Source organism: Zhongshania aliphaticivorans, from assembly GCF_001586255.1.
GTDB classification, from domain to species: Bacteria; Pseudomonadota; Gammaproteobacteria; order Pseudomonadales; family Spongiibacteraceae; genus Spongiibacter; species Spongiibacter aliphaticivorans.
The window spans coordinates 1,593,085-1,617,053 of sequence record NZ_CP014544.1 but is presented as its reverse complement, the minus strand read 5'-3'; the positions used below and the strand labels follow the sequence as shown (position 1 = coordinate 1,617,053).

25 protein-coding genes are annotated in these 23,969 nt (G+C 50.4%); 6 read left to right on the top strand and 19 right to left on the bottom strand.

The window, feature by feature from the left end; genetic code table 11:
* Positions 1–38 precede the first annotated feature (38 nt).
* Positions 39–815, bottom strand: a complete 777-nt coding sequence (locus AZF00_RS07095) for a glucose 1-dehydrogenase (RefSeq protein WP_008247340.1) — start codon at positions 813–815, stop codon at positions 39–41.
* 121 nt (positions 816–936) lie between these two features.
* Between AZF00_RS07095 and AZF00_RS07090 the strand changes: the two genes are divergently transcribed.
* The 4 genes from AZF00_RS07090 to AZF00_RS07075 all read left to right on the top strand — a co-directional run bounded on the left by AZF00_RS07090 (position 937) and on the right by AZF00_RS07075 (position 6,285).
* Positions 937–1,677, top strand: coding sequence for a DUF1499 domain-containing protein (locus AZF00_RS07090; RefSeq protein ID WP_008247339.1), 741 nt, complete (start codon positions 937–939; stop codon positions 1,675–1,677).
* A gap of 73 nt (positions 1,678–1,750) precedes the next feature.
* Positions 1,751–2,278, top strand: coding sequence for a hypothetical protein (locus AZF00_RS07085; RefSeq protein ID WP_197465723.1), 528 nt, complete (start codon positions 1,751–1,753; stop codon positions 2,276–2,278).
* Positions 2,279–2,281: 3 nt separating this feature from the next.
* Complete coding sequence (locus AZF00_RS07080) at positions 2,282–3,442, top strand: hypothetical protein (protein ID WP_008247336.1); 1,161 nt, start codon at positions 2,282–2,284, stop codon at positions 3,440–3,442.
* A gap of 14 nt (positions 3,443–3,456) precedes the next feature.
* Positions 3,457–6,285, top strand: coding sequence for a GGDEF domain-containing phosphodiesterase (locus tag AZF00_RS07075; protein WP_008247335.1), 2,829 nt, complete (start codon positions 3,457–3,459; stop codon positions 6,283–6,285).
* A 46-nt stretch (positions 6,286–6,331) separates the two neighbouring features.
* On the opposite strand, the gene glpK is transcribed toward AZF00_RS07075, so the two are convergent.
* From glpK to AZF00_RS19330, 3 genes are all read right to left on the bottom strand, one after another.
* Entirely contained in the window at positions 6,332–7,816 is a 1,485-nt protein-coding gene (glpK, locus tag AZF00_RS07070) for a glycerol kinase GlpK (RefSeq protein ID WP_008247333.1), read from the bottom strand.
* A 93-nt stretch (positions 7,817–7,909) separates the two neighbouring features.
* Positions 7,910–8,659 carry an SDR family NAD(P)-dependent oxidoreductase gene (locus AZF00_RS07065; RefSeq protein ID WP_008247332.1) on the bottom strand — a complete coding sequence of 250 codons (750 nt, stop codon included), beginning with the start codon at positions 8,657–8,659 and terminating at the stop codon, positions 7,910–7,912.
* A 53-nt stretch (positions 8,660–8,712) separates the two neighbouring features.
* Positions 8,713–8,865, bottom strand: a complete 153-nt coding sequence (locus AZF00_RS19330) for a hypothetical protein (RefSeq protein ID WP_156474852.1) — start codon at positions 8,863–8,865, stop codon at positions 8,713–8,715.
* A gap of 22 nt (positions 8,866–8,887) precedes the next feature.
* Between AZF00_RS19330 and AZF00_RS07060 the strand changes: the two genes are divergently transcribed.
* Together AZF00_RS07060 and AZF00_RS07055 are read left to right on the top strand one after the other, a co-directional pair.
* The gene (locus tag AZF00_RS07060) at positions 8,888–10,078 is read left to right on the top strand and encodes an acyl-CoA dehydrogenase family protein (RefSeq protein WP_008247330.1); all 1,191 of its coding nucleotides are present in this window, start codon (positions 8,888–8,890) and stop codon (positions 10,076–10,078) included.
* A 57-nt stretch (positions 10,079–10,135) separates the two neighbouring features.
* Entirely contained in the window at positions 10,136–11,275 is a 1,140-nt protein-coding gene (locus tag AZF00_RS07055; RefSeq protein ID WP_008247328.1) for an acyl-CoA dehydrogenase family protein, read from the top strand.
* 57 nt (positions 11,276–11,332) lie between these two features.
* On the opposite strand, the gene gspN is transcribed toward AZF00_RS07055, so the two are convergent.
* The 15 genes from gspN to AZF00_RS06985 all read right to left on the bottom strand — a co-directional run bounded on the left by gspN (position 11,333) and on the right by AZF00_RS06985 (position 23,868).
* On the bottom strand, positions 11,333–12,055 hold the full coding sequence (gene gspN / locus AZF00_RS07050; RefSeq protein WP_008247326.1) for a type II secretion system protein N: 723 nt from the start codon (positions 12,053–12,055) through the stop codon (positions 11,333–11,335).
* Positions 12,052–12,531: a type II secretion system protein M gene (gene gspM, locus AZF00_RS07045; RefSeq protein WP_008247324.1), complete on the bottom strand. Its 480-nt coding sequence runs from the start codon at positions 12,529–12,531 to the stop codon at positions 12,052–12,054. Before gspM ends, gspN begins: the two co-directional genes overlap by 4 nt.
* Positions 12,528–13,721: a type II secretion system protein GspL gene (gspL, locus tag AZF00_RS07040; RefSeq protein ID WP_008247323.1), complete on the bottom strand. Its 1,194-nt coding sequence runs from the start codon at positions 13,719–13,721 to the stop codon at positions 12,528–12,530. The genes gspM and gspL overlap by 4 nt, the downstream gene beginning before the upstream one ends.
* The gene (gene gspK, locus AZF00_RS07035; RefSeq protein WP_143829325.1) at positions 13,718–14,707 is read right to left on the bottom strand and encodes a type II secretion system minor pseudopilin GspK; all 990 of its coding nucleotides are present in this window, start codon (positions 14,705–14,707) and stop codon (positions 13,718–13,720) included. Before gspK ends, gspL begins: the two co-directional genes overlap by 4 nt.
* Entirely contained in the window at positions 14,704–15,321 is a 618-nt protein-coding gene (gene gspJ / locus AZF00_RS07030) for a type II secretion system minor pseudopilin GspJ (protein ID WP_008247319.1), read from the bottom strand. The genes gspK and gspJ overlap by 4 nt, the downstream gene beginning before the upstream one ends.
* Positions 15,318–15,683, bottom strand: coding sequence for a type II secretion system minor pseudopilin GspI (gene gspI, locus AZF00_RS07025; RefSeq protein WP_008247317.1), 366 nt, complete (start codon positions 15,681–15,683; stop codon positions 15,318–15,320). Before gspI ends, gspJ begins: the two co-directional genes overlap by 4 nt.
* The gene (gene gspH / locus AZF00_RS07020) at positions 15,680–16,192 is read right to left on the bottom strand and encodes a type II secretion system minor pseudopilin GspH (RefSeq protein ID WP_197465722.1); all 513 of its coding nucleotides are present in this window, start codon (positions 16,190–16,192) and stop codon (positions 15,680–15,682) included. Before gspH ends, gspI begins: the two co-directional genes overlap by 4 nt.
* A complete protein-coding gene (gene gspG, locus AZF00_RS07015; protein WP_008247307.1) occupies positions 16,167–16,619 on the bottom strand; it encodes a type II secretion system major pseudopilin GspG in 453 nt (150 codons plus the stop codon). Before gspG ends, gspH begins: the two co-directional genes overlap by 26 nt.
* Positions 16,620–16,631: 12 nt before the next feature.
* Positions 16,632–17,852, bottom strand: coding sequence for a type II secretion system inner membrane protein GspF (gene gspF, locus AZF00_RS07010; protein ID WP_008247306.1), 1,221 nt, complete (start codon positions 17,850–17,852; stop codon positions 16,632–16,634).
* Positions 17,839–19,323, bottom strand: coding sequence for a type II secretion system ATPase GspE (gene gspE, locus AZF00_RS07005; RefSeq protein ID WP_008247303.1), 1,485 nt, complete (start codon positions 19,321–19,323; stop codon positions 17,839–17,841). Before gspE ends, gspF begins: the two co-directional genes overlap by 14 nt.
* Before the next feature lies 1 nt (position 19,324).
* On the bottom strand, positions 19,325–21,490 hold the full coding sequence (gspD, locus tag AZF00_RS07000; RefSeq protein WP_008247301.1) for a type II secretion system secretin GspD: 2,166 nt from the start codon (positions 21,488–21,490) through the stop codon (positions 19,325–19,327).
* A complete protein-coding gene (gspC, locus tag AZF00_RS06995) occupies positions 21,487–22,359 on the bottom strand; it encodes a type II secretion system protein GspC (protein WP_008247300.1) in 873 nt (290 codons plus the stop codon). Before gspC ends, gspD begins: the two co-directional genes overlap by 4 nt.
* 146 nt (positions 22,360–22,505) lie before the next feature.
* On the bottom strand, positions 22,506–22,676 hold the full coding sequence (locus tag AZF00_RS19145; RefSeq protein ID WP_008247297.1) for a DUF3012 domain-containing protein: 171 nt from the start codon (positions 22,674–22,676) through the stop codon (positions 22,506–22,508).
* A 99-nt stretch (positions 22,677–22,775) separates the two neighbouring features.
* On the bottom strand, positions 22,776–22,955 hold the full coding sequence (locus AZF00_RS06990; RefSeq protein WP_040802670.1) for a rubredoxin: 180 nt from the start codon (positions 22,953–22,955) through the stop codon (positions 22,776–22,778).
* A 154-nt stretch (positions 22,956–23,109) separates the two neighbouring features.
* Complete coding sequence (locus AZF00_RS06985; RefSeq protein WP_062383492.1) at positions 23,110–23,868, bottom strand: hypothetical protein; 759 nt, start codon at positions 23,866–23,868, stop codon at positions 23,110–23,112.
* Positions 23,869–23,969 lie beyond the last annotated feature (101 nt).

Below are 23,969 nucleotides of genomic sequence, written 5' to 3'. Positions count from 1 at the left end.
TTTTATAATGCAATTAATCATAAATACCGCATCCCGACTTACATGCCAATTGGCGGTGTCGCAGTGGAAGCATTATCAATCAACATTTCCGCTGCATTCACAAACTTCGACTCATCCGATGCCAAATAAAGCACCAGCGCAGCAATATCTTCCGGCTCGCACATTGGGTGTTCAACGGTAGAAAGGGATTCAATCTCTTCTCTGGTGGCGGAATCTTGACCGGTTGCAACTTTAAATACCATGGGCGTTTTAACGCCATCGGGGTGAATAGAATTACAGCGGATGCCATTGCGCTTTTCACGGCAATACAGCGCTACCGACTTGGTCAACGCCATTACCGCTCCTTTGCTCGCGCTGTACGCCGCCACAAAAGACATGCCATGAATCGCCGCCACCGAGGACATATTAATGATGGAACCACCATTACCCGACGCTTCCATTGCCGGTATTGCCGTCTTACAGCCTAGAAAAACACCCTCGCTGTTGACCGCATTAACACGCCGGTAGTCCTCAAGACTACAATCAACAACATTACCCAAGGTCATCATACCAGCGTTATTCACCAGCACATCCAAGCGGCCAAAATGCGCCACAGCCGTGCTCACTACCCGCTGCCAATCTTCTTCGCTCGTCACATTGTGTTTCACAAAAATGGCAGACTCTCCAATTTGCGCGGCAACAGCCTGGCCGTCGGCCTCGTTAAGGTCTGTCAGCACCACTTTTGCACCCTCGGCGGCGAGCATAATCGCGTCAGCCTTGCCCATGCCACTTGCCGCACCCGTTACTATGCATACCTTGCCGTTTACACGTCCCATTCCTTATTCCTCATTTTTATACTTCGTGTTAGTCTGAATCCACAGGTTACAGACCGATAACCAAGTAAATCACGGCAAGGCCTAAAAAAACAGTACATGGCTATTACCCTTTGGTAAGATTATGAAAAATAACATAGGTCGCAGTATGACTATTGCCAGATTGACCCAAACCCTTGCCATTTGCTCGCTACTATTACTCCTTATTGGCACAGCTGGCGTCCGCCTTCAGGCGTTTGACTACCAAATCGGCCTATCGATGTTTAGCCTTGCAGGCCTATTCAGCTTCATTAGCATTTGCGCATCGGCACTGTTTACCCGGCGCGCAAAGCACGCCGAAGCGCGACGTAAACTCAGCAACGCCGCCCTAATAGCCCTGCCCGCCGCCATTTTTTTTAGCCTCAGCCTATTTCAGGGCGCAGGCGCACCATTGATTCACGACATTAGCACTGACCTCAGCAACCCACCGGAATTCATCAAGGCACCCAGCCTGCGCAAGCCAAGCGACAATAGCCTAAAATACCAAACGGCGAATATTTCACTGCAGCAGCAAGCCTACCCTGAGCTAAACAGCCTCATTAGTTCCCTTTCAGTTCCCGCAGCTCAAAAACGAGCATACAAAATTGCTAGCGAAATGGGATGGCTGGTCTATTATCAGAATGACGGGCATTTGGAGGCCGAAGATCGCAGCTTTTGGTTTGGCTTTGTCGACGATATTGCCATTCGCATACAGGCCAGCGATGACGGCAGCATAATAGACCTGCGCTCAGCATCGCGCACAGGCAAAGGGGACCTAGGCGTAAATGCAAAAAGAATTAAGGCATTCAGCACCTTATTTGCTCAAACCGATTCGGTTCACCCCTGAAAAAGCTCATGTAACTGTAAAACGTGGTATTCATAAAATTATGATTGAATTGATGGCACCACAGGATTATGTTGTGAAAAGCTCAAAAACACGCACTGCCAATGCGCGCAAATACTGGCAGAAAATGATTCCAAGCTTGTGTTTAGCATCGTTACTATTGTGCAGTAGCACTCACGCTGAAGTCATTCGCACCGCCATGAACGAGGCCGGTGTCGTGGTCCTCACAAATAGCGAAGTACAGACAGGCGAGCTTAACTTAAGTAATCTGCGGGCAATTTTCACTATCCGCAAAAGAAGCTGGGACGACAAAACGCCCATAAAGGTGTTTGTTCTACCTGACCAAAACCCCCTGCACCAACAGTTTTGCAAATCAGTTCTCAAAGTTTACCCCTACGTGCTGCGCGAACAGTGGGACAGGCTAATATTCAGCGGAACCGGTATTCCGCCAACTATCGTGAGCAATGAGCAGGAGTTGCAGGCAATTATTAATGCTACGCCTGGCGCCATTGGTTACGCTCCAAGCGACACCCTGAGCAGCACCGCAGAATTAAGCCGATCTTCATCCGAACTGTTCGTTCTTCGAACCAGCAGCGAGTACTAAACAATGCCTTCTTTTTTTAAAAATCTCATACAATGCTTAACACTCGGTGTCGTGTCTCTGAGCGTCACCTGCCCGACTCAGGCGAACATCAACAATGATTTGCAATTTCACGGCTTTTATTCCCAAGCTTATCTTTTGAGTGATGGCAATAACTTTTATGGCGACAGCCAGCGCGGTAGTTTTGACTATAGCGAGGCGGCTATTAACGGAACTTGGCGCGCCACACCAAACTTAAATTTTGCAGGCCAAATACTTAGCCGCGACGCTGGTAGCGCAGATAATGGCAGCGTTAAAATAGATTTTCTCTTTGCCGACATTAAAGCAGTGGAATCAGATAATTCCGGTTTAGGCTTTAGAATCGGCCGGGTGCGTAACGCCTACGGCTTTTATAACGACACCCGTGACGTCTTGTTTACCCGCCCTACCATATTAATGCCACAAGCCGTTTATTTTGAAGGCAACGGCTTAAGAGAATTGCTCTTTGCCAGTGACGGTGCCCAGCTTTATAGCTACTGGGACGCCGACGAGAATTCCACCTCTTTTAATTTAACCATGGGTCGCAACAGCAGTCTTTCCGCCGACACTATCAACATCCTTTTTGGTCCTCGTGCAGCCGCCTTCATTCACAAAGGCGAACTCAGAACGCCCATTTTTGGCCAAATACTGCATTCCAGAAACGGTGGCGACACTAAATTCGCACTGTCGATACTCGATGCGCAAATTGATCTACATTCTAACTTAGGCAGTTTTGCTGAACTCAACCTCGACGCCAGCGGCTACGTACTTTCAGCGCAGAAAAACCTCGCCACATGGAGCTTCACCACGGAATACAGCTTAATCACCACCAACTTTCACAGTTCGCAAGGTTCCCAAATCCAGGAAATTGAAGCAGCCTACTTACAAGCACAATATCGCCTGCGACCGACCATCACTCTAACCGGACGCTACGAATTAAGCGTGCTAGACCGGGATCGTCGCAACGAAACTGATAGCCACAATTTGGTTGTTGGCGCCCGCTGGACTCCCACCCCAAACTGGATTGTCGACGTAAACGTTTACGGTTTGCGGGGAACCAGCGGTATACCAGCCATTGATAACGAAGAGAATATGCCCCTTAATGAGCGCACTGAAATCTTTGGGATTATGCTAGGGTACCGATTCTGAAAACGCGAAAACACATGGATCTGATCAAGACCAGCAGCCAACAAGTCAACACCGTTAACCTTGGCCTTCAGCGCAAGCTCAGTGTTGTGCTATTTCTGGCCGTTGCACTTGTCATGGGCGGTCGGGGCTACTTGAGCTACATCCAAACCGTGCAGTTACAACATAAGCAAGTAGCCGCAAACTTAAACCAGTTAGAGAGTACTTTTCTCGCCCTTAAAGATAGATCGAGCGAAGAGCTCTTTCGCCTCGCTGACCAACAAAGCATACCCAGCCAAGATGAATTCAGCAGCGACTCAATTCAGCCCCCGTCTTTGCTGTCTGGCATTGAATCCATATACTATCTAAGCAAAGATGGCACCGTATTAGGCCGCTCAGTTCAAGATGGCGCAAGTATTCAGGCGACTAAAGCCCAAGTATCTAAGGCTGTCAGCTTGCTTAATGACAGCCAACGCCCTATTGCCACCCTAAACTGCATATTGCAATGTTTTCAGAGCGTCTATATTCCAATAATTGCGGACGACGGCCGCGAGCTTATTATTAATATAAACCGTTCGGCGACATTACTTATCCAAGATTTCTACGAAATCACCGGCGCCGATATCGCTCTATTAGCCATCAATCAGGAAGACGGCATATTAACAGCTGAGCGCATCATTGCAGCAAGCCATGCAAAAACAACGAGCCGGAATTTGAGCGATATTTTTAAGTTCATCGACTTTAACACCCGCGCTCCGCAGAATTTCTTTGACACAACACCAAATGGCTATTTTAGTGCCCGATTCTTCCCAATAAGTCATAACAGCGACATCACCTCTTATGCGGCAGTGATCGAAGATCAATCCCAAGTCGAGGAGCTACTCTCACAAGCGGTAAAAGACATATTATTTTCTACCCTCATCACCCTCGGGCTTATTATTATTTTGATTAGTCTCATTTTAAAGCCCTCGCTTGATCGTTTGATGAAACTAGCTAAAATCCTGCCAATGCTACCTGACGGTCATTTCCAAAAGGCCCAAACGCTTTTACAAGAACAAATTTCTCAGAAAAAATATTCTGATGAAATTGATATTCTTCATCACACCGTCGGCGAGGTTATCGACTCATTGGAGCGCATGAATGCCAGTGTCGACCAACACCGCAATGAACTTAAATCAAAAATTGAAGCCCTTACTGAAGCAAAAGTATTCAATGAGCTAATACTTGATGCCTCGCCGTTAACAGTCATTATCCACGACAGTATCGGCACTATTCGAAATATAAACAAAATGGGTAGGGAGCTAACCGGGCTCAACATAAAGGCGCCACAAAATGCCAATATAAATACGTGGGTAAGAAACGAAAATCAGAGCAAATCGCTTTCGGCTTCATTACAAAGTATTACCGACACCACCGGCAAAAAATCGCAAGGCCAAATGCCTTTTTTTACCGACGATGGTCGTAAACTGTATTTTCTGTGGACACATACTTGCCTGCATGTAAATGACGAAGCGCACATCTTGTCGATGGGCATCGACATCACCGAGCGTAAGGAAGCGGCCGAAAGTCTCCATTGGTTGGGCCAGCACGACCGTATTACTGGCCTTCTCAATCGCAGTAGCTTTACCGAAAACGCCAATGAGTATATCGCCAAGCATCGCGACAATGACCTTATCGAATTGGTCATGTTCGATATTGATGACTTTGCAATTTTCAATGATCGCTTTGGTTTCGACGCCGGAGATCGCTTATTAAATGACCTGGCCGCACATTTACTTGATGCTTTGCCAGAAAACAGCCCCCTAGCAAGAACCGGTTCTGGCGAATTTTGTGCAATCGTTCATCACCCAAAGGATTCAAATCAAAGTGTAAAAGACCTCGGCCTTGAAAAACTAACTCGCTACGCGTTCAGCAAGAATAATGTCAGCGAAGAGATTTGTATTTCCATTGTCGTTGACAGTTACGACGACAGTTTAAGTGGTATCGACGAACTGATCTCCAACACCACATCAACAATGATAAAAGTCAAAAGCAAGGCGCGGGGAAGTCTGTATTACGCGGCAGAATCCGACGACACCAGCCGAGTATCTCGGCACGAAAAGTATCGAATGAAAGAGCAATTACAATCAGCGCTAAGCGGCAACCGGCTTGTGCTATTTTATCAGCCAATTTTAGACTTAAGCCTAAACAGCATTAGCCACTGCGAATGTTTAGTGCGCATGCTCGACGACGAAGGCCAATTTATTTCCCCCGCCCACTTCCTCGGCATCGCCGCTGAATCTGGCTTAATGCCACGACTAGACTTCTCCGTAATGGAAAAGGCCATGCGCCAGCAGCGCATGTGGGAAGATTCTGGCATCAATACCGGCCTTAGTATCAATATTACCGCGCCAACCCTTGAACAGGCTGATTTTGAAGAACGCCTAAGCGAAATTTTAAAACGGACTGGCGCCAATCCCGACCGTCTCATCTTTGAGGTTGTCGAGACCGACGCCTTAGAGAACTTAACTGCCGCAAGAAAACTGCTTAATAATTTTAAAGCGGTGGGCGCTAAAGTCGCGTTTGACGACTTTGGCATTGGCTTTACGTCCTTTGAATATGTGCGCGAACTACCAGTAGATTACATTAAAATAGACCAGTCCTTTATTCGCTTTATTCACGAGCGCGAGAGCGACCAAGTACTGGTAAAATCAATGGTGGAAATGAGCCACAATCTCGGCAAAAAAGTAATTGTCGAAGGTGTAGAAAACCGCGAAGCTCTGGAAATTGTGCGAGATATGGGCGTAGAGTACGTGCAAGGTTATTATGTTTGCCGACCGATGCCCATCAGCGCGCTGGATCTTTCATTGCGAATTCACGACTTTTAACTGGCGCTCGCATTACGGCTCCGAGCGCCAGTTAAAGATTGCGTTGCTATTGCGTTCTAACCCGCGCTACCGCGCTTTTCCAGCCGGTGTAGCGTCGAGCGCGATCAACTTCATTCATTGCCGGATCAAAGCCCCCTTCACACTGCCAGAGCGCGGCAATTTCCTCGAGCGACGCGTATACGCCTAATTGCAAACCCGCTAAATACGCGGCGCCGAGTGCTGTCGTCTCGCTGACGAGTGGACGCTCGCAGCGACAATCAAGCATATCGGCAAGACGCTGCACCACCCAATCGTTAGCGACCATTCCGCCATCCACCCGCAGCGTCGCAAAGTCAGCGCCATCACCGCGCATGGCCTCTAATAAATCGCGGGTTTGGTAGCAGACCGACTCCAAGGCCGCCCGCGCAATGTGTGCGATGCCGGTATCTCGGGTCAGCCCCAAAATTGCGCCGCGGGCGTCGGGGTCCCAATATGGCGCACCCAGCCCGGTAAAAGCTGGCACCATATAAACGCCGTTCGAACTTGCCACGCTTTCTGCCAAGGGTTGGGTCTCTGAGGCTGAACCAATGAGGTGTAAGCCATCACGTAGCCATTGCACAGCGGCACCAGCGACAAAAATACTTCCTTCTAAGGCATAGGTGACCTCACCCTTAATGCGGTAAGCCACCGTCGTCAGCAGGCGATGTTTAGAGCTTAAAGCCTTGGTTCCGGTATTTAGCACCACAAAACACCCTGTCCCGTAGGTGCTCTTTACCATGCCGGGTTTAAAGCACGCCTGACCAACCGTGGCCGCCTGTTGGTCGCCAATTAATGCGCAAATCGGTATCGCTGAGCCAAACAAGTCTGACGTGCATCGGCCATAATCATCGCAGCTGTCTTTCACTTCGGGCAATAGAGTCTGAGGAATATTAAACAATTCCAGTAGTTCGGCATCCCATTGCTGCTTATGAATATTAAACAATAAGGTACGAGATGCATTTGTCGCATCGGTGGCATGCTGCTCGCCGTCGCTTAGGCGCCACAATAAAAAACTATCGATCGTGCCAAACGCCAGCTCCCCTGCCTCTGCACGCTTCCGGGCACCCTCGACATTATCCAGCAGCCACGCCACTTTAGTCCCAGAGAAATACGGATCTAACAGCAAGCCGGTACGTTGCGACACCAAGTCTTCAACGCCCTGCGACTTCAACTCAGCACACTGCTTAGCCGTGCGTCGGTCCTGCCAAACAATCGCTGGATAAATCGCTTTCCCCGTTTTCCGATCCCAGATCACCGTGGTTTCACGTTGATTGGTGATTCCAATGCCAGCAATCGCCGACGCCTTTAGGCCAGCATCCGCTATCGCCTTACGGCAACTATTTAAGGTCGTTTGCCAAATTTCCTCTGGGTCGTGCTCTACCCACGCGTCCTCAGGATAGTGCTGACTAAACTCCTCTTGGCCAAGCCCACAGACCTCACCCCGACTATTAAAGACGATTGCCCGTGAACTGGTAGTACCCTGATCAATCGCCAGCACATAAGTTTCCGTCATTTTTCATTACTCTTGTGAATTGCTAAGGGCAATGATGGCAGAGTCGGTGGTCTGCGGCCATAAATCGGCGGGATTTTTACGCGTAATTGGGGCCTAGGCCAAAATTCCACCGTCAACGCGAATATGCTCTCCCGTGATATGACAGCCATCTTCGGACGCCAGCATGGCAACAACACCGGCTACGGTCTCAGGCCCTTTGGCGCCACTCAGGGAGGTGATGCGGCTAAGCAAGTCAAAATCGGCGTCTTCCGGAAAACTTAAGCCCTGTACCATATTGGTATTAATATCACCTGGGCAAACACAATTGGCACGCACCCCGCGTTTGGCGTATTCAACTGCAATACTCCGAGTCAGGGCGAGTACCCCGCCCTTGCTTGCGCCATAGGCTGCGCCCCATGGTAAACCCTGCAATGATGCCGTAGACGCCGCATTGACAATATTGCCCTGGGTTTTAAGCAATTCAGGTAAGGCGGCCTTACACAGCATAAACGTGCCGGTTAAATTTACTGCAATAATCTGCGACCACATGTCAAAGCTGGTCTCATGGCAATTTGAAAAACGCAAAATACCTGCCATATTAACGACGACATCAAGCTTACCGTAATGAGCCACACAAGCAGCCACGGTGGCCTCCGCGGCGCCCGGCGCACTCACATCAAAACACTCCGCTATCGCCGTGCCGCCCGCGGCATTGATCTCTTGAACTAAACTCGCCACATCGCCTTGTTGGATATCGGTGCAGTAGAGTTTACCGCCTTCTGCAGCAAGCCTGAGTGCACAAGCTCGACCGATACCAGAGCCGGCACCAGTAACTAAGATCACTCTATCGGTAAATCGCTTCATACTGTCTCCTATTGTTATTCTTAAAATGTATCTAGAAATTTTATCGATATCACTTAACGGCCGATATGCCCCAATTGCAGTAGACCAAACTCGCCAGCAACACTGCGGCGACCAGTGACCCCATTTGCCAATGAGATGACGTGTTTCGTTCTTGTCTTAATTTCCTTGTCGACTAAGCTGGCCGCAACCGTAATAATTTTTGTCATTAATACATTTGAGACCATCACCATGAGCGATCTCGACGACTTCCGCGCCAGCGTCAAAGCCTGGCTGCAGGACAACTGCCCAGTATCCCAGCGCCAGCCCATTACCAGAGAAGAGCAGGTTTGGGGCGGCCGCAATATGAGTTTTCCGAGTGCCGACGCCAAATTATGGTTTGAGCGGATGCGCGACAAAGGGTGGACCGTGCCGGAATGGCCGTGCGAATTAGGCGGCGGCGGCTTAAATGAGCGCGAGGCGAAAATACTGAAGGAAGAAATGAAGGCCCTTGGCTGCCGTACACCACTGTATGATCTTGGTATATGGATGCTCGGCCCCGCCGTATTGGAATATGGCAGCGAGGATCAACGTCGCCAACATATACCCAAAATCGCCCGTGGTGAGGTGCGCTGGTGCCAAGGTTACTCCGAGCCCGGTGCCGGTTCTGATCTTGCGAGTCTGCAAACCCGCGCCGAAGACTGTGGTGACCACTTTTTAGTAAACGGCAGTAAAATTTGGACAACCAACGCCGATAAAGCTGACTGGATATTTTGCCTAGTGCGTACCGACCCGGATGCCAAAAAGCAGGAAGGTATCAGCTTTTTATTGATCGACATGGATCAGCCCGGCATCACGGTGAAGCCCATTCCATTGATTAGCGGCGATTCTGAGTTTTGCCAAACCTTTTTTGACGATGTCAAAGTCCCTAAAAGTAATCTTATCGGCGAGTTAAATAAGGGCTGGTCGGTCGCCAAGTCTCTGCTCAAACACGAGCGCAAGCTTATGGCCGAGATTGGCGGCGATACCCCAGGGCCAAGCTTTTCGCCAGCACAAGCGGCCTTAAAGTACGTTGGCTTAGATGCAGAAGGAAAGCTTAAAGATCGTGGCCTGCGCGAGCAATTGGTCGCCCATGAGATGCGCTTTCGGGCACTTGGGCTCACTCATTTCCGCAGTTTTGAAGAACGTATGCACGGCAATACCGATAACAGCATTCCCTTAATTATGAAGTATGTAGGCACAGAAGAAACCAAGCGCAAGGAAGAGGTCTTAATGGCAATTCTGGGCAATCGCGCCCTCGGCTGGGACGACCCAGAGTTTAGTGACGACGAGTTGCTAAGCAACCGAGGCTGGCTATTTTCAAAAGCCCTCTCGATTGCCGGTGGCACCTCAGAAGTGCAATTGAATATTATCGCCAAGCGCGTATTGGGACTTCCGGTATGAATGCCCGCAACCAATTCACGGTAAATACGCTTGTCGCAAACGCTAAGGAGACCCGCAATGCCACTCGTACTCAATGAAGAGCAGCGCTTGCTGAAAGACACCGCCAAAGACTTTTTAAATAAAACCGTGCCCGTTGAGGCGCTGCGACAACTTCGCGACAGCAAAGATGCGCTCGGCTATAAACCAGAGCACTGGCAGAAAATGTCGGAACTGGGCTGGGCAAGTATGATCATACCCGAAGCCTATGACGGCTTAGATTTCAGTTTTTTAGGCTTAGGTGCCGTATTTGAAGAGAGTGGCCGCACGCTGGCTGCGTCGCCCCTTTTCGCCAGTGTCGTGCTTGGTGCGTCTGCCATTATTATTGGCGGTAACGAAACACAAAAGGCAACACTATTGCCGCAAATTGCGAGTGGCAATTTGCGGTTTGCCCTCGCTATTGACGAGAGCGCTCACCACAGCCCTGACGAAATTAACTGTACCGCAACAGCAACTGACAACGGCTATAAGCTGAATGGCAGCAAGACCTTTGTTCTGGATGGCCACAGCGCCGACCAGCTCATTGTTGTTGCCCGTAGTCAGTCTCAAAGCCGCGGTCGAGATGGCCTAAGCTTGTTCATTGTCGATGCAAACACCGCTGGCATTGAGCGTAAACGCCACTATATGCTCGACAGCCGCAATGCAGCGAGCATCCAATTTGAAGATGTTCATGTCTCGAGTGAAGCGCTACTTGGCGATGCAGACCAAGGCTGGTCACTACTCAATAATGTTTTAGATCGCGGTCGTATTTGCCTCGCGGCAGAAATGCTCGGCGGCGCGCTAGAATGTTTTGAGCGCACAGTTAGCTATCTCAAAGAGCGAGATCAATTTGGCGTTAAAATTGGTACGTTCCAAGCCCTGCAACATCGCGCCGCGATTATGTTCACCGAGCTGGAATTAGCAAAATCTGTCGTGTTAGATGGTTTGTCGGCTATTGACGACAATAGAACTGACCTCGCACAACTAGCCAGTTTAGCCAAGGCACGCTTGAACGATGTGTTTGAATTAGTGACAAATGAAGCTGTGCAAATGCATGGTGGCATCGGTGTTACCGACGAGCTGGATATCGGTTTATTCCTAAAGCGCTCCAGAGTAGCGAATCAAATCTTTGGTAACAGCAGCTTCCATCGCGACCGCTACGCCAGCCTCTGCGGCTATTAGCCAGTACAGCCCCTGCGCTAACGGCGCAGGGGCTAATATTTAAAGCCTAATCGGAATTTAGAAGCGCAACACAAAGTCGGCATTATTGCGTGGCGCACCCAAAAACAGGGTTAAACTTTTAAACAACTCACTACCAGGCGCTGGCGACAGCGTAAGATTACCGCTCGCCCGACCACTATTCATCAACTGCACCTGGCCACGCACACGGTTCGGATTATTCTCATCCACCAGTACTGTTAGCAAGCCATTTACACAGCTCAGCTCAGCAGACACTGGCGCGATAGTGCTGATACCGTCGATATCACCAAGCAATGAGGCCAAGGTAAGCGTCCCCTCGATCGAACTGCAGCCTGTGCTGCTCAGTCTAGCCGACGCCAACACCAAATCGACGCCACCATCAAAACCCATACTCGGCAGCTGGGCAATGCCCATCAATTCAGCAATTTTGCCGTGCGCCTCAACATCGCGCAGCTTTAGGGTATCTCCTGCAGCCAAACCCAGTAGCGCAGTCGCCTTCACCGGGCTAGCAATACTAATCGCCAATGGCACACCACGAAACAGCCCCACCGGACTAAAGCGCCACTGCAATTGACTGGCATGAACATCACCGAATTGGACATGATCAATCTGCCCCCGCCACGCACGGCCAGTGACCGTTCCAAGTTTCAGCTCAGGCACTTGTTTGGCTAAAATATCCGTCACCAACCACGCTGGGCTCGTCATCAACAAACACACTAAAAAGAAGACCGTACCGCAAACAACCCACAGGGAACGCCTCATCCCTCGCCCCCAACTGATGCCCGCAAAGACACACTGCCAGGCACATCCAATAAACTCATATTGACCGAATACAATGTCATACCCGCAGTAGATAGGGCTTCAATTAGCTGCACTGCGCTAGTGTAATCGGTGCTGGCCACCCATAGACTGTAGCGCCCAGCCGACTGTGGCTCAATGCGGTTAACATTGACGCCCAGCGCCGCTGCCGCGCGGGTTATTTGCTGCTGCAGCGAGCCCGATAGCGCACTCGCCGGCACATTGCCATGTGCGGCTTGCAATTGCTTTGCCGCTTGCTGCATCCAAAGATAGGAACTACGACGCTGTTCTACGCGAGTTTGGGCATTATCGCGGGCCGCTAACAATGGCTGCCACAACAGCAGCCATATCATTAAGGGCACCGCCACCGCGGCCCCAGCGATTAGCGTAAAGCGCTCTTGCTCGCTGCGGCCCTCAAGCAGTTGGTTTAACCATTTCATTGCGCGTCACCCCGTATGCTTATCTGTCCCGCTATGCCGCCATCTTGCTGGCCGAAAGCGCCCCGCTCCACATTAACGCCCTGCGCCTTCAGCGTCGCCAGCCATTGATCTATCACTTCATAGGAGGCCGCGCTCAGGATTAATTTCATCACCGCAGGGTCGTTCTCATAATTTAGCTGTGCAAGCGTAATACCCGGCTTGGTCTTAGTCGTCGCCGCGACTTTTTCGAGCCAAGGCATCATTAAGTCTTTACCGCCCGTCTTTTCAAGCGCATTGAGCTGGCTGCGCATCTGACTGCGGGCGTTAACCACGCGACTCCCCGGAAAGGTCTGCTGATATACCGCGACCATTGCCTCATCGAGGGCGTCCGCCTCACGATTATCCCGATACGTCTGCAGGCCTAAACTCATCCAATGCAAACCCAAAAGGGCCACCAGCAAGATAAGTGGCCACCGCAAACGAGCAATCGCCTCACCGCTTTCGTCTTTTAGTAAATACGGGCCACTTAGCAAGGACAGTGGCCAAGCTTGAAAACCGATTGCGAAGGCACGCAGCCTATTTTCACATTGTTCTATAACATGCTCACCCTCACCAAATCGGCTTTCCTCGCAGTCGCCAATGCAATACACCTGCACGGGCGTCGCGCTGATTTCAGGCCCGACAATTTGCTGCCACACCGCAAAGTTTTCGCTGCTCATGCCCATAGGCTGAGCATGAATATTCGCCGCCACCTGAGTATTATCGATAACAACCGTATTGGGGGGTAACACTGCGTAGTCAGGTAGCAGTGCTTTAATGCGCAAACCGCTTTGCCGCAAAAGGTCTAAACTGGCTTTTACCACACCGTGATCGGCCACCAGCACATCCGTAGGCTGCTTTGCCTGCAATACACCGACCGCAAGATGAACTGTGTCTAAATCAGTGCAGAGTTTATCTTCAAGCTGATAGGGCAATGCCGCCATACCAACCCGACCACCCTTGGGTAATACCACGCGATGGGCGCTGACCGCCGCGCCCGGTAAAAGTGCGTAGCACGGTACCGCAGCGCAAGATTCTGCCAACGTGCCGAGTTCACGGCCATTAGCCAACACCCCTTCGGCAATCACCTTGTGATGCTCATTGTCCCAATGCAGCCAGGGCACAGGGGCCTCTGCATCAAGGGGTAGATCTAGTAACAACAGCGCGCTCAAAAAACTTCTCCATACTCACGGGCATAGACAACTGCCTTGCCATTTCGTAACACGATTCGACTATATAAATGCAGCTGACGCTGTTCGTAAAAAACATCGCTCAGCCCTTTAAAATAGTGCGAGCTGACACCCAAACCCTGAATATAAACAGTTGGCAATGGCTCTTCTGCGGAAAGCCCCAATTCAGCAATAAAGCTGGCCACATCGGGCCAACCATTTTCCGGACGCCGCTCTAAAATCGCAAGTACTTCAGCAACGCCGAGTACATTACCAATCGCCGCAGCAAGCAATGGGGCCTGAGCCGGGCTAAGGGTATTGATATTTAATACTGTATTGACCTCGGGCAAAGCGCAGAGGTATGGCGCCAGTCGCGACTGCTCACCCTCTTCAAACTCGGCAAAAAGGCCGAGCTCACTGACCGAGTCTATCAAACTATTTGGCGGCAGATAGGGATAATCTTTGGCGGTGTAAAGCAAGTCTTCAGCGCCGTAGATACCTTCTGGAGAAAAGTCCTCGTCAATCCAATCTTGGGCGCGTCCCATAATAAATTCAGCCCGCTGCGGAGAAAACTCGAGATTGCTTAACAAACCACTAAACACCTGCTCGGCAGTCGTTAACTCCACGCTGCCTCCTGTCGCCGATTCTGGTTTATACAGCGAATTGATATTAAAACAGGCCTGCTCATCGGTAATTAAACCGGCAATTGAGCCACCGTCAATGGGAAAAACAATATCCTTGCGCGCCCAATCTTGACCTAAATGCACCACAGACTCGCCGGCAATATCCTCGAGGGCAAAGACTTCAATACGCTCCCCGCCCAATGAATACCAATACGCCTGATCCATAATTCGCTGATTTAATAGACGCTGGCTGCTATAACGCACACCATCAACAAGCCCTACCGCCAGCACCACCATTACGGCAACAATCAACAGGACCATCATCAGCGCCGCGCCGCGCTGGCGCACGAGTGTAGAAGACCTCACTGAATCGCCTCCGGCAACAAGACATTCAGTCGAATATCGTCCCACACCCCAACGGCCGTCAACATCCGCAGCGCCTTGGGTTGGCTGGCATTTATTTGAGTACTTGGTGGCCAAAACGTTGACCAGCGTTCGCCATCATATAATTCAACAACAAACTGACTCACATCGGTCAATAAAACTTGACGCTGCCAATGGGTATTACTCGCAGGATCGGCAACCCCCGCGCTGTAACGAATTAGCGCTTCGTCTTCTTTTACATAGCGAACCCGCTCTAACTTGCTGCCCAAACCTCGCCCCGGCAAAACCCGGCGGCCAGCATGTACAAACTCCAATTCGCTGTCTTCACCGACCTGCGCCGCAATAATATTTGCAGGCATTACGTCGCCCTGTGAATCTCTCGGAATACGCGGAGTAAGCTGCTCTACGTCGTGGCGAAATATTGTCAATGCCAGCGCGAGGCGCTCTAGATTCTGCTGACGCTGTTCAATAACCGCCTGATTATTAAGCGAGCTATTCAGCAAGAGTGAACCTGCGGTGCCGATTAGCGCCATAATGCCGACCGCAATCAGTAACTCAACTAGGGTAAACCCCCGCATGCCATTATACGTTTTCATTTATTGAGGAATGCCGAACGCGTGGCCAACACATCAGTAGCCTTTTGCAGCGTCACCGTTATGTCCACGCGACGAATATCTGGGTGTGGCGTTTGCTCAACACTGCGCTGCCAATTAAAGTCAAAACCTGCCATGGATTCTTTGCCACTATTATTCGTTCCATAGCCATCGCGAAGAATATCAATTAAAACATTGTGGGCCACTAAATCGGCAAACTGTCGCTCTTCAATCGCGCTAATACTGCGCGCGCTCTCGGTGAGACTTTTGGTTAGCGTCACCGCAGCAGTGGCAAAAATCATCAGCGCTACCATAATTTCCAATAAGGTAAACCCACGCTGACGATCCTGTAAATTAGGCCTCATGGTCGATCAACCGTGAGCTGTTCGTCAAAACTAAGTGACTCTGTGCCAGCCGTTGATAAACGCCACTCAAAAGGCGAGACTTGGCCGTCTGACAAAAACAACAACTGGGGGTTCACCTCCTGTTCCGTATCCTCACTATCCAATCGTGCTTTTTCATGCAAAACCTCGCCATCAACGAGAAGCTCGGTCTGAACATTGTCGTCCAGTGCAATGCTTTTTGCTAAAACACCTTGCGCTATTTTCTGCCAGCCATCGGCAGTTAATACGTAAAAATTGCCGCGCTGATTCCGCCATTGCAAGCCCAAACTATGACCACTAAAAACGGCTTCGGCACGCGCACTGCGCAAACTGCCAATCAGTTTAAAGCGCTGCTCTTGCAGTAAGGCGCCGCCGTCTTTAGACGGCAGCGTTAATGCTGCGACACCACTGAGCAGGCCGATAATAAAAACAACGACCATTAATTCTAGCAGTGAAAAGCCGGACTCATTCCTGCCAGTTGACGATATCACGTGCAAGCCCTTCTCCACCTTCTTCCCCATCAGAACCGGTAGAGTACAAATCGAAAGGTCCATGTTCACCCGGCTGGATATACACATACGGTGTTCCCCATGGGTCTTCAGGTAGGCGCTTAATATACCCGTTACTGCGATAATTTTTGGGCTGATTGCCCGTCTCTGGCCGAGTAATCAGCGCCTGCAAACCCTGGTTGGTAGTGGGGTAAACATGGTTATCAAGCTTGTACATATCCAGTGCTTGCTCAAGTACCGAGATATCGGCACGGGCTTTTTCGACCATGGCGCGATCTTGATTTTGTAAGACATTGGGGGCAACCACAGCCACTAGCAAACCCATAATAACGATAACAACCATGATTTCGAGAAGGGTAAAACCCGACTGGCGGCGTGCTACCCTAGACGACTTTTTTATCTCAAACATATCCACAAACTCCTAAAACTGAGTCAAATTATTTAACTGTAATATCGGCAGCATAATCGCCAGTACAATGGATAGAACCACCCCACCCAATACCACTATTAATAGCGGCTCAAATAGGCTTACAAACATCTGTACCCGCTGCTGCAACTCTCTTTCAAGATTGCTTGCAGCACGCTGTGTCATGGCTTCCATTTCACCACTGGCCTCACCACTGGCAATCATATAAATCGCAAGCGGGGGCAGTTCAGCCTCATCCTGAAGGCAGCGGCTAAAGCTTTTGCCTTCGCGCACTTGCTCCCGCACCAGCGCCATGCTTTTCTTTAAATGAGTATTACCCAAGGTATCGCAAGCGACTTTGAGGGTTTCCAAAAACGGCACACCAGACGACATCAATATCGCGAGGGTTCGCAACATCCTTGCGGCATCCAGCTCCAGCATCAGCAGTCCCCACAAAGGCAGTTTCAAAATAGCCTTGTCAGCTTGCAAGCGATGCTCCGGCGAGTTCAGCCACCAACGGCCAAGTACCGCTACCGCAATAACACCTAAAATAATGTATAGCCAATTCGCAATTAAACCGTCACTCAAGGTAATGAGCACGCGAGTTAGCGTCGGCAAGGCTTGATCATAGTGAGCAAATTGGGCGGTGACCTTGGGCACCACAAACGTCATTAAGGCGCCAACCACCGCTAGGGCAACAAACAATAACACCACCGGATAAAGAGCCGCCTGCACAATAACACCGCGCAGTTTTTGACTGTCTTCGGTGTAATCCGCTAACTGATCCAATATTAGCCCCAGATCGCCGGATTTTTCTCCGGAACTCACTAAAGCGCGGAACACCGGATTAAATACCCGAGGGTGTTCGTTCAAACCATCGGCGAGTGAATGCCCTTCTAACACCCGCGCCCGCAAATCAAGTACCACCCGCTTCAGATAAGGCTTACGGGTATGTTTGGCGGTTGCCGCCAGCGCTTCTTCTAGGGGAATACCAGACTGAATCAAGGTCGCCAAATGCCTTACAAACAAAGCCAGATCGGCAATACTAACCCGCGCACCAGCAAAGCTGCGGCGGGCATTATCGGCGCGAGTCTTGTCACGAGTTTGCTTTAGGTCGATGGGGAAAAGCTGCTGATCACGCAGCATCTGCCGAGCCTGACGACTGGAGTCGGCCTCGATCATGCCTTTTTTATTGGCACCAGCACTGTCTAGGGCGCGGTATTCAAAGGCCGGCATTGCTGCTCTCGCGTACGCTGCGCAATAATTCGTCAAGGCTAGTTTGGCCGTCTAACACAAGGCGCCGCCCCTCACCCATCAAGGACGGCATATGATCGCCAACCTGACGTAAAATATCTTGTTCGCCAGCACGGTTGTGAATTAATTCTGCAACCTCGCGGTCAATTACCAGCAACTCGTACACGCCTTGTCTACCGCGATAGCCAGTATGCTGACACTCATCACAACCCGCCGCATTAAAGGCGCCCTGACCTTCTAGTTTTGGGTCGCCCAACAACCGCGCTTCGGTCTTGTCTAAGACAATGGGGTGACGGCAAGTTTGGCAGAGTTTTCTGACCAGACGCTGAGCTAATACGCCCTTCAAGCTCGAGGCAATCAAATACGGCTCAACGCCGATATCAACTAAGCGCGTCACTGCGCCAACGGCGGTATTGGTGTGTAAAGTCGACAGCACCAAGTGCCCTGTCAAAGAGGCTTGCACTGCGATCTCTGCAGTTTCCTGGTCGCGAATTTCACCCAGCATCACCACGTCCGGGTCTTGACGCAATATCGCCCGCAAACCTCGCGCGAAGGTCATACCGACCTTGGCGTGCACCTGAGTTTGGCCGATGCCTTCAATATCGTATTCCACCGGATCTTCAACAGTGAGAATATTGCGGCGCCGGTCGTTGAGGGCCATTAAACCCGCATACAAGGTCGTCGTTTTACCCGAGCCCGTGGGGCCGGTGACCAAAATAATCCCGTTAGGCTGCTGCAAAAGATCTTTAAGGGTATCTAGCGTGCGCGACGGCATACCCAGCTGCTCTAGATCGATACGCGCTGCTTGTTTGTCGAGCAATCGCATTACCACTCGCTCACCGTAATTCGAGGGGATGGTCGATACCCGCACGTCAACTGCACGGCCAGCAATACGCAAAGAAACGCGGCCATCTTGCGGCACCCGTTTTTCGGCAATATCAAGTCTAGACATAACCTTAATTCGCGACACCAGCAATGGCGCCAAACGGCGACTTGGGGTTAAAACTTCCTGCAAAATACCGTCAACGCGCAAACGCACCGACATCGTTTTTTCATAGGTTTCAATATGAATATCAGAGGCATCACGCTTTAATGCTTCACCAAATAAGGCGTTGATTAAACGAATAACCGGCGCGTCATCTTGCGCATCGAGCAGGTCTTGAGACTCGGGGATCTCCTCGGCGAGGCGATCGAGATCCACCTCACTGGAAATATCACCCATTGCCGACATTGCGTCGCCCTGCTGACGCTGGAAGGTCTCATTAATTTTATCCTGTAAAACTTTTTCTTCACAGAGCGTAAATACTAAGGGCTGGGGAATAACCCGCTGCACTTCGGCAAGCGCCGACGGTGGCGTTTGTTTGCAACACAGCAGCATTAATTCACCGCTGGCATTCTCTTCAATAAGAACGCGGTTACTGCGGGCGAAGGCATACGTTAGGGTTTGCGACATATCAGTGTGAAGCCTCGTTCACACTTACTAGATCGGCCTTGGCACAATCGCCCTCTGTTTCACAATCGGCGTGCAGTTCAGGCGCAGTTGCCTTATCGTCATTTGGTTGACGCTCACTGGGAACCTCGCTGCGCTTATCTGATGACGGTTGAATTTGGCGTTTTTCAACGGCGTCTTCGGCTGGCGACATTGGTGGCGGCACCGGCTTATGGGGCAATATATTTGGCGGGGATGCATCCATACCCGTCCATTCAGGCAACACAGCGAGATCGGTAAATGGGAATAAATTAATGCCCTGCTCCGCCTTCACTAATTGCTCGGCACGAATAAAGTTGTATTTGCGGGCACTTAAATCCGACAAAGTGGCTTGATCGCGCACAATGGTGGGACGAATAAATACCATCAAATTACGCTTAACCTTGCTGGTGCTGTCAGAGCGGAATAAACGGCCAAGAATCGGAATATCACCGAGCAAAGGCACTTTTGCAGTCTGCTCTGTCACCTGGTCGTCAATTAAACCGCCAAGCACAATTGTCGCGCCATCATTCACTAAGACCGAGGTCTTAATGGTACGCTTATTGGTGATGACGTCAGCGGCGTTGGTTGATGGGCTTAATGAAGAAACTTCCTGCTCAATATTCAGTTGCACTGCGTCGCCTTCATTTATCTGAGGCGTAAACAAAAGTTTGATACCCACTTCCTGACGGCTAATCGTCTGAAAGGGGTTGGTATTGGTGGAGCTTGCGGTTGAACCAGTAATGACCGGAATTTCTTGGCCAACTAAAATAGACGCTTCTTCGTTATCCAAGGTCAATAGGCTTGGCGTAGACAAGATATTCGATTCTGAGTCGCTCGCTAACGCAGTTAACAAGGTAGCAAAACTAAAAGCACCATCGCGCAGTTTACCCAGACCAATCGCCGCGCCACGTACACCGCTGGCGGCCGCTGCCGCCGCCTCTTCACCGGCGAGTAAACTAATAATACCAGGGGTGCTACTGCTACCCGAGGCGCCGCCACCAAAGTTAATGCCACCGGCGGGCTGATTGCCGCCATTTGCCCCTTTAAACAACCATTGCACACCCAGTTCCTTAGCGCGATTGTCTGAGACTTCGATAATAATTGCCTCAACCAATACCTGGGCGCGGCGGATATCGAGGTCGCGAATAACCGAGAGCAAATCCGTAATAATATGAGGGCTGCCCGACAGCACAATAGAATTGGTTTGTTCGTGGGCTTCTATATTAATTAATGACGACGAGTCGCCCGCGGCAGCTGGTCGACCAGCTGCCTGGTCGCCTTTCACAATGGTATCGCTAATGCTTTTAAGCACCGGTGCTAAATCGACCGCTTTCGCGTACTTGAGGTATTGCACGCGAATATTAGACTGGCTACTCACTTCGCTGTCGAGATCAACCACTAGGCGCCGCAAATAGCTCCGTGCCTCATCGTCGCCAAACAAAATCAAGGTGTTCGTGCGAGGATCAGCCGCGACAACCGGCTTGGACGCACCGCGTTTACGGGTTTGTTGCGACAGAACCTTAGTAAGAATACGCTCGACTTCTTCAGCCGAGGAATTTTTTAAGACCACGGTTTCCATCAATTGCGAATCAACCGAGTTGATCGCATTAATAATCGACATCAAACGCCGCACATTAGATTCGCGGTCGGTAATCAGAATAATATTGGAGTCAGCGTAGCTCGTGATGACGCCAACTTTATTATCGACCAGCGGCCGTAGCGACTTAACCAGCTCATCGGCATCGGCATTTTGCAGTTGCGCGATACGGGTAATAATAGATTCGCTGCGGCCGGTTGCATTACGACCGAGCTGCACCTCTATGCCTTCAATTTTTGCCGCTTGGTTGGGAATAACCTTGAGTATTCCGTCACCCACCTCAATGGCAGAATAGCCTTCGACACCCAGCTGTAACAAAAATATTTGGTAAAGTTCATCGGCATCGAGCTTACGATGGCTCTGCACCGTAATTTTACCTTTCACCCGGCTATCAACCACAATGGTTTTACCCGTGAGCTTGGCGACGGTGTCGATAAATTCGCCAATATCAACATTTTGCATATCCAGTTCAAAGCGCTCGGCCAAGGCCGTGCCAGAGACAGTTAGAAATAGACAAAATGTGATGCTTAACTTCAGTAGCAAGGATTTCATAGATCAAATCTTTTGGTGAGTATGGTATCTGCGCGTTTAATCAGCAGCTCGTAGGAACTGGTGTTTTCCATCATTTTCATTAATTCTTGGGTCGACATATCGGAGAGCGACTGGCCATTAACCGACAGCAACACGTCGCCAGGCTCCAGTGACAGCTGCGAGAATAGGCGTGTATCCCGCCCCGGCTTCACTTCATAACCGGTAAGTCTGCCGCCATCCATAACCGGGTTCACGGAAAAAAACCGCACTAACTGCAATGGACTGTTTTGCAAGGTGTCGCGGGGGTCACCCACTAATTCCCGAATTCCTGCAGTGCTTAAATCGACATTTTCCGCATTGCTTGGACGGCTGTTCGTCGAGGCGGCCCGCAAACCGGTCGCACCGGCTTTCTGATCTAGCTCGATTTTTTCCTGTTTACGATTGTTCTCAATAATTATGTGGTCGGCCAATACCGCGAGTAAGGTAACGGTACCCGGCACTTCAATTTTCTCACCGATGCCATAGGCCTTCGTTTTATTACCGTGACGCAACACCGCAACGCCGCGCTCATCGTTACCCGCCACAAGGCCGATTACAGTAATTTTTAGAGCGCTGCGCCGAATGTCTTTTTGAATTTCTGTCGCGGCCACCGCGTTACTCGGCCTCAGACCAAACAAAGGTACTGCCAGCAAACTTTGCACATCGTAATTTTTGGCGCTAGATTTGCTTATCGAGGTCGCGACCACTGGGCCGACACTCGGTAGCTGCACGCCACGAAAAAGCGCAACCACCTGCCAACACAAGCCCGCAAGAACAGCCAAAAGCAAAGCCGCTATTAGGGCAGTTAAGCAGCTAGCCAACCGAGGCGTGAGCATTTTCACCCATGTCATAGACTGCTCCACGTCTCAGTTTTCCCCCTGAAAGAAGGCTAGGCGCCGAATAGTAGCGGAATAATATGACATTTTTCTTACATCATCCTGTGTAATATGCGACACCCGAAACAGGCGCGTGCCCGACTTGCACTGCAGATCTAGGCCTATTTAAACACGCAGTGCTTAGCGTAATCTTTGGCCTCATTGCCAGACCAATCACCCTTGGGCTTGTTTTCCATGGCTGTACACCACGCATCACTACCAACTTCCGGCGCGCAGGCTGCGACTACAGCCACCGACAGGAGCAAAGCAACCACTGTTATTATTCTCTTCATGAGATCTTCCTAGCAGCACAAATATTCACAGAGTGTAACAGAGGGCGACACCCACAGGCACGACCCCCGGCTCAATTACGCTTAAAAAATAGCGATAGCTCAAACTTCAACCATATCAAAGTCGAATTTGCTAATACCGCAGTCTGGGCACTCCCAGTCTTCTGGCACATCGGCCCAAGCCGTTCCGGCGGCAATGCCGTCGTCAGGCCAGCCCTCAGCCTCATCGTATACAAACCCACAAATCACACATTCCCATTTTTTAAACTCGCTCACAAACATCTCCTCTTTCGGCTTAAGCGCCTAGCGATAGTAATATAGTTATCTCAGCTCGTGCGCGGAGCCGACAGCTGGCGAGTATACTATTGAATCAGTGACGCAAATATTAAGTAAATTCAATAATGTATGCTATGCATATGCGTAAAAATGGCCCAACTTAAAACCGCAACAGCAATACCACGCGCTGCTCACCCCGCTCCAGAGTGAGGGCCAACTGCTCAATATTTGCTAAAACACCATATATATCTGTCAGCGCTTCACTGCTGGCCAATGATAATCCATTAATCGCAACGACTCGGTCACCAGCTCGTAAAGCTAACGTTTCGAATAGAGCCTGATCTTTACCCGGCGACAAATAGTAGCGCCGCTCACCCAAAGGGTCGACCCTAACCTCGATATCGACAGCCCCCCGCAAAGACAGTGGGCGCTGGTATAAACGCTGGCGGTAATCGGCGATCAACTTCCTTGCCGCAGAATTATTCCGCAAATCGACAATGCGCGGCTCAGCCAAATTTAATGCATCATATTGCTCAATATTGAGCGCAAATATGTCACCTGCAGACGTCAATAGCGGCGCCAACAAAGCGTAGCCGCCACAATTATTAATTAGCACAGAATCATCAAGGATCTTGGCAAGCACCACACAGGGCAAAATAGTCTCGCCTGCGCGCAGCTGCTGTACATCACTGCCGATCTTGAGCTGGGCAAACGCGCCGCCCTCGTCATGACCTAGTGTCAGTAACTGAAGCTTGCGACGTGGCTGAGGCTCCTCGCCAAATGTACTGGCATTATCGGCATTAAAAATCATCTCCTCTTCACTCGCCGCATCATTCGCCGGGGACAAAGTATTTAGCATCATCAGCAACATCGCCGTCACACCACCAATACTCAATGCCTGAAGCCACTTCAACAACACATCAACCTCCGCTAGCCAAGTTCAAACCACGCCTCATATACGAGACAATACCGGTATCAGATAATTACTGTAGGCCCACCACTGAGGTACAATAGCGCTTT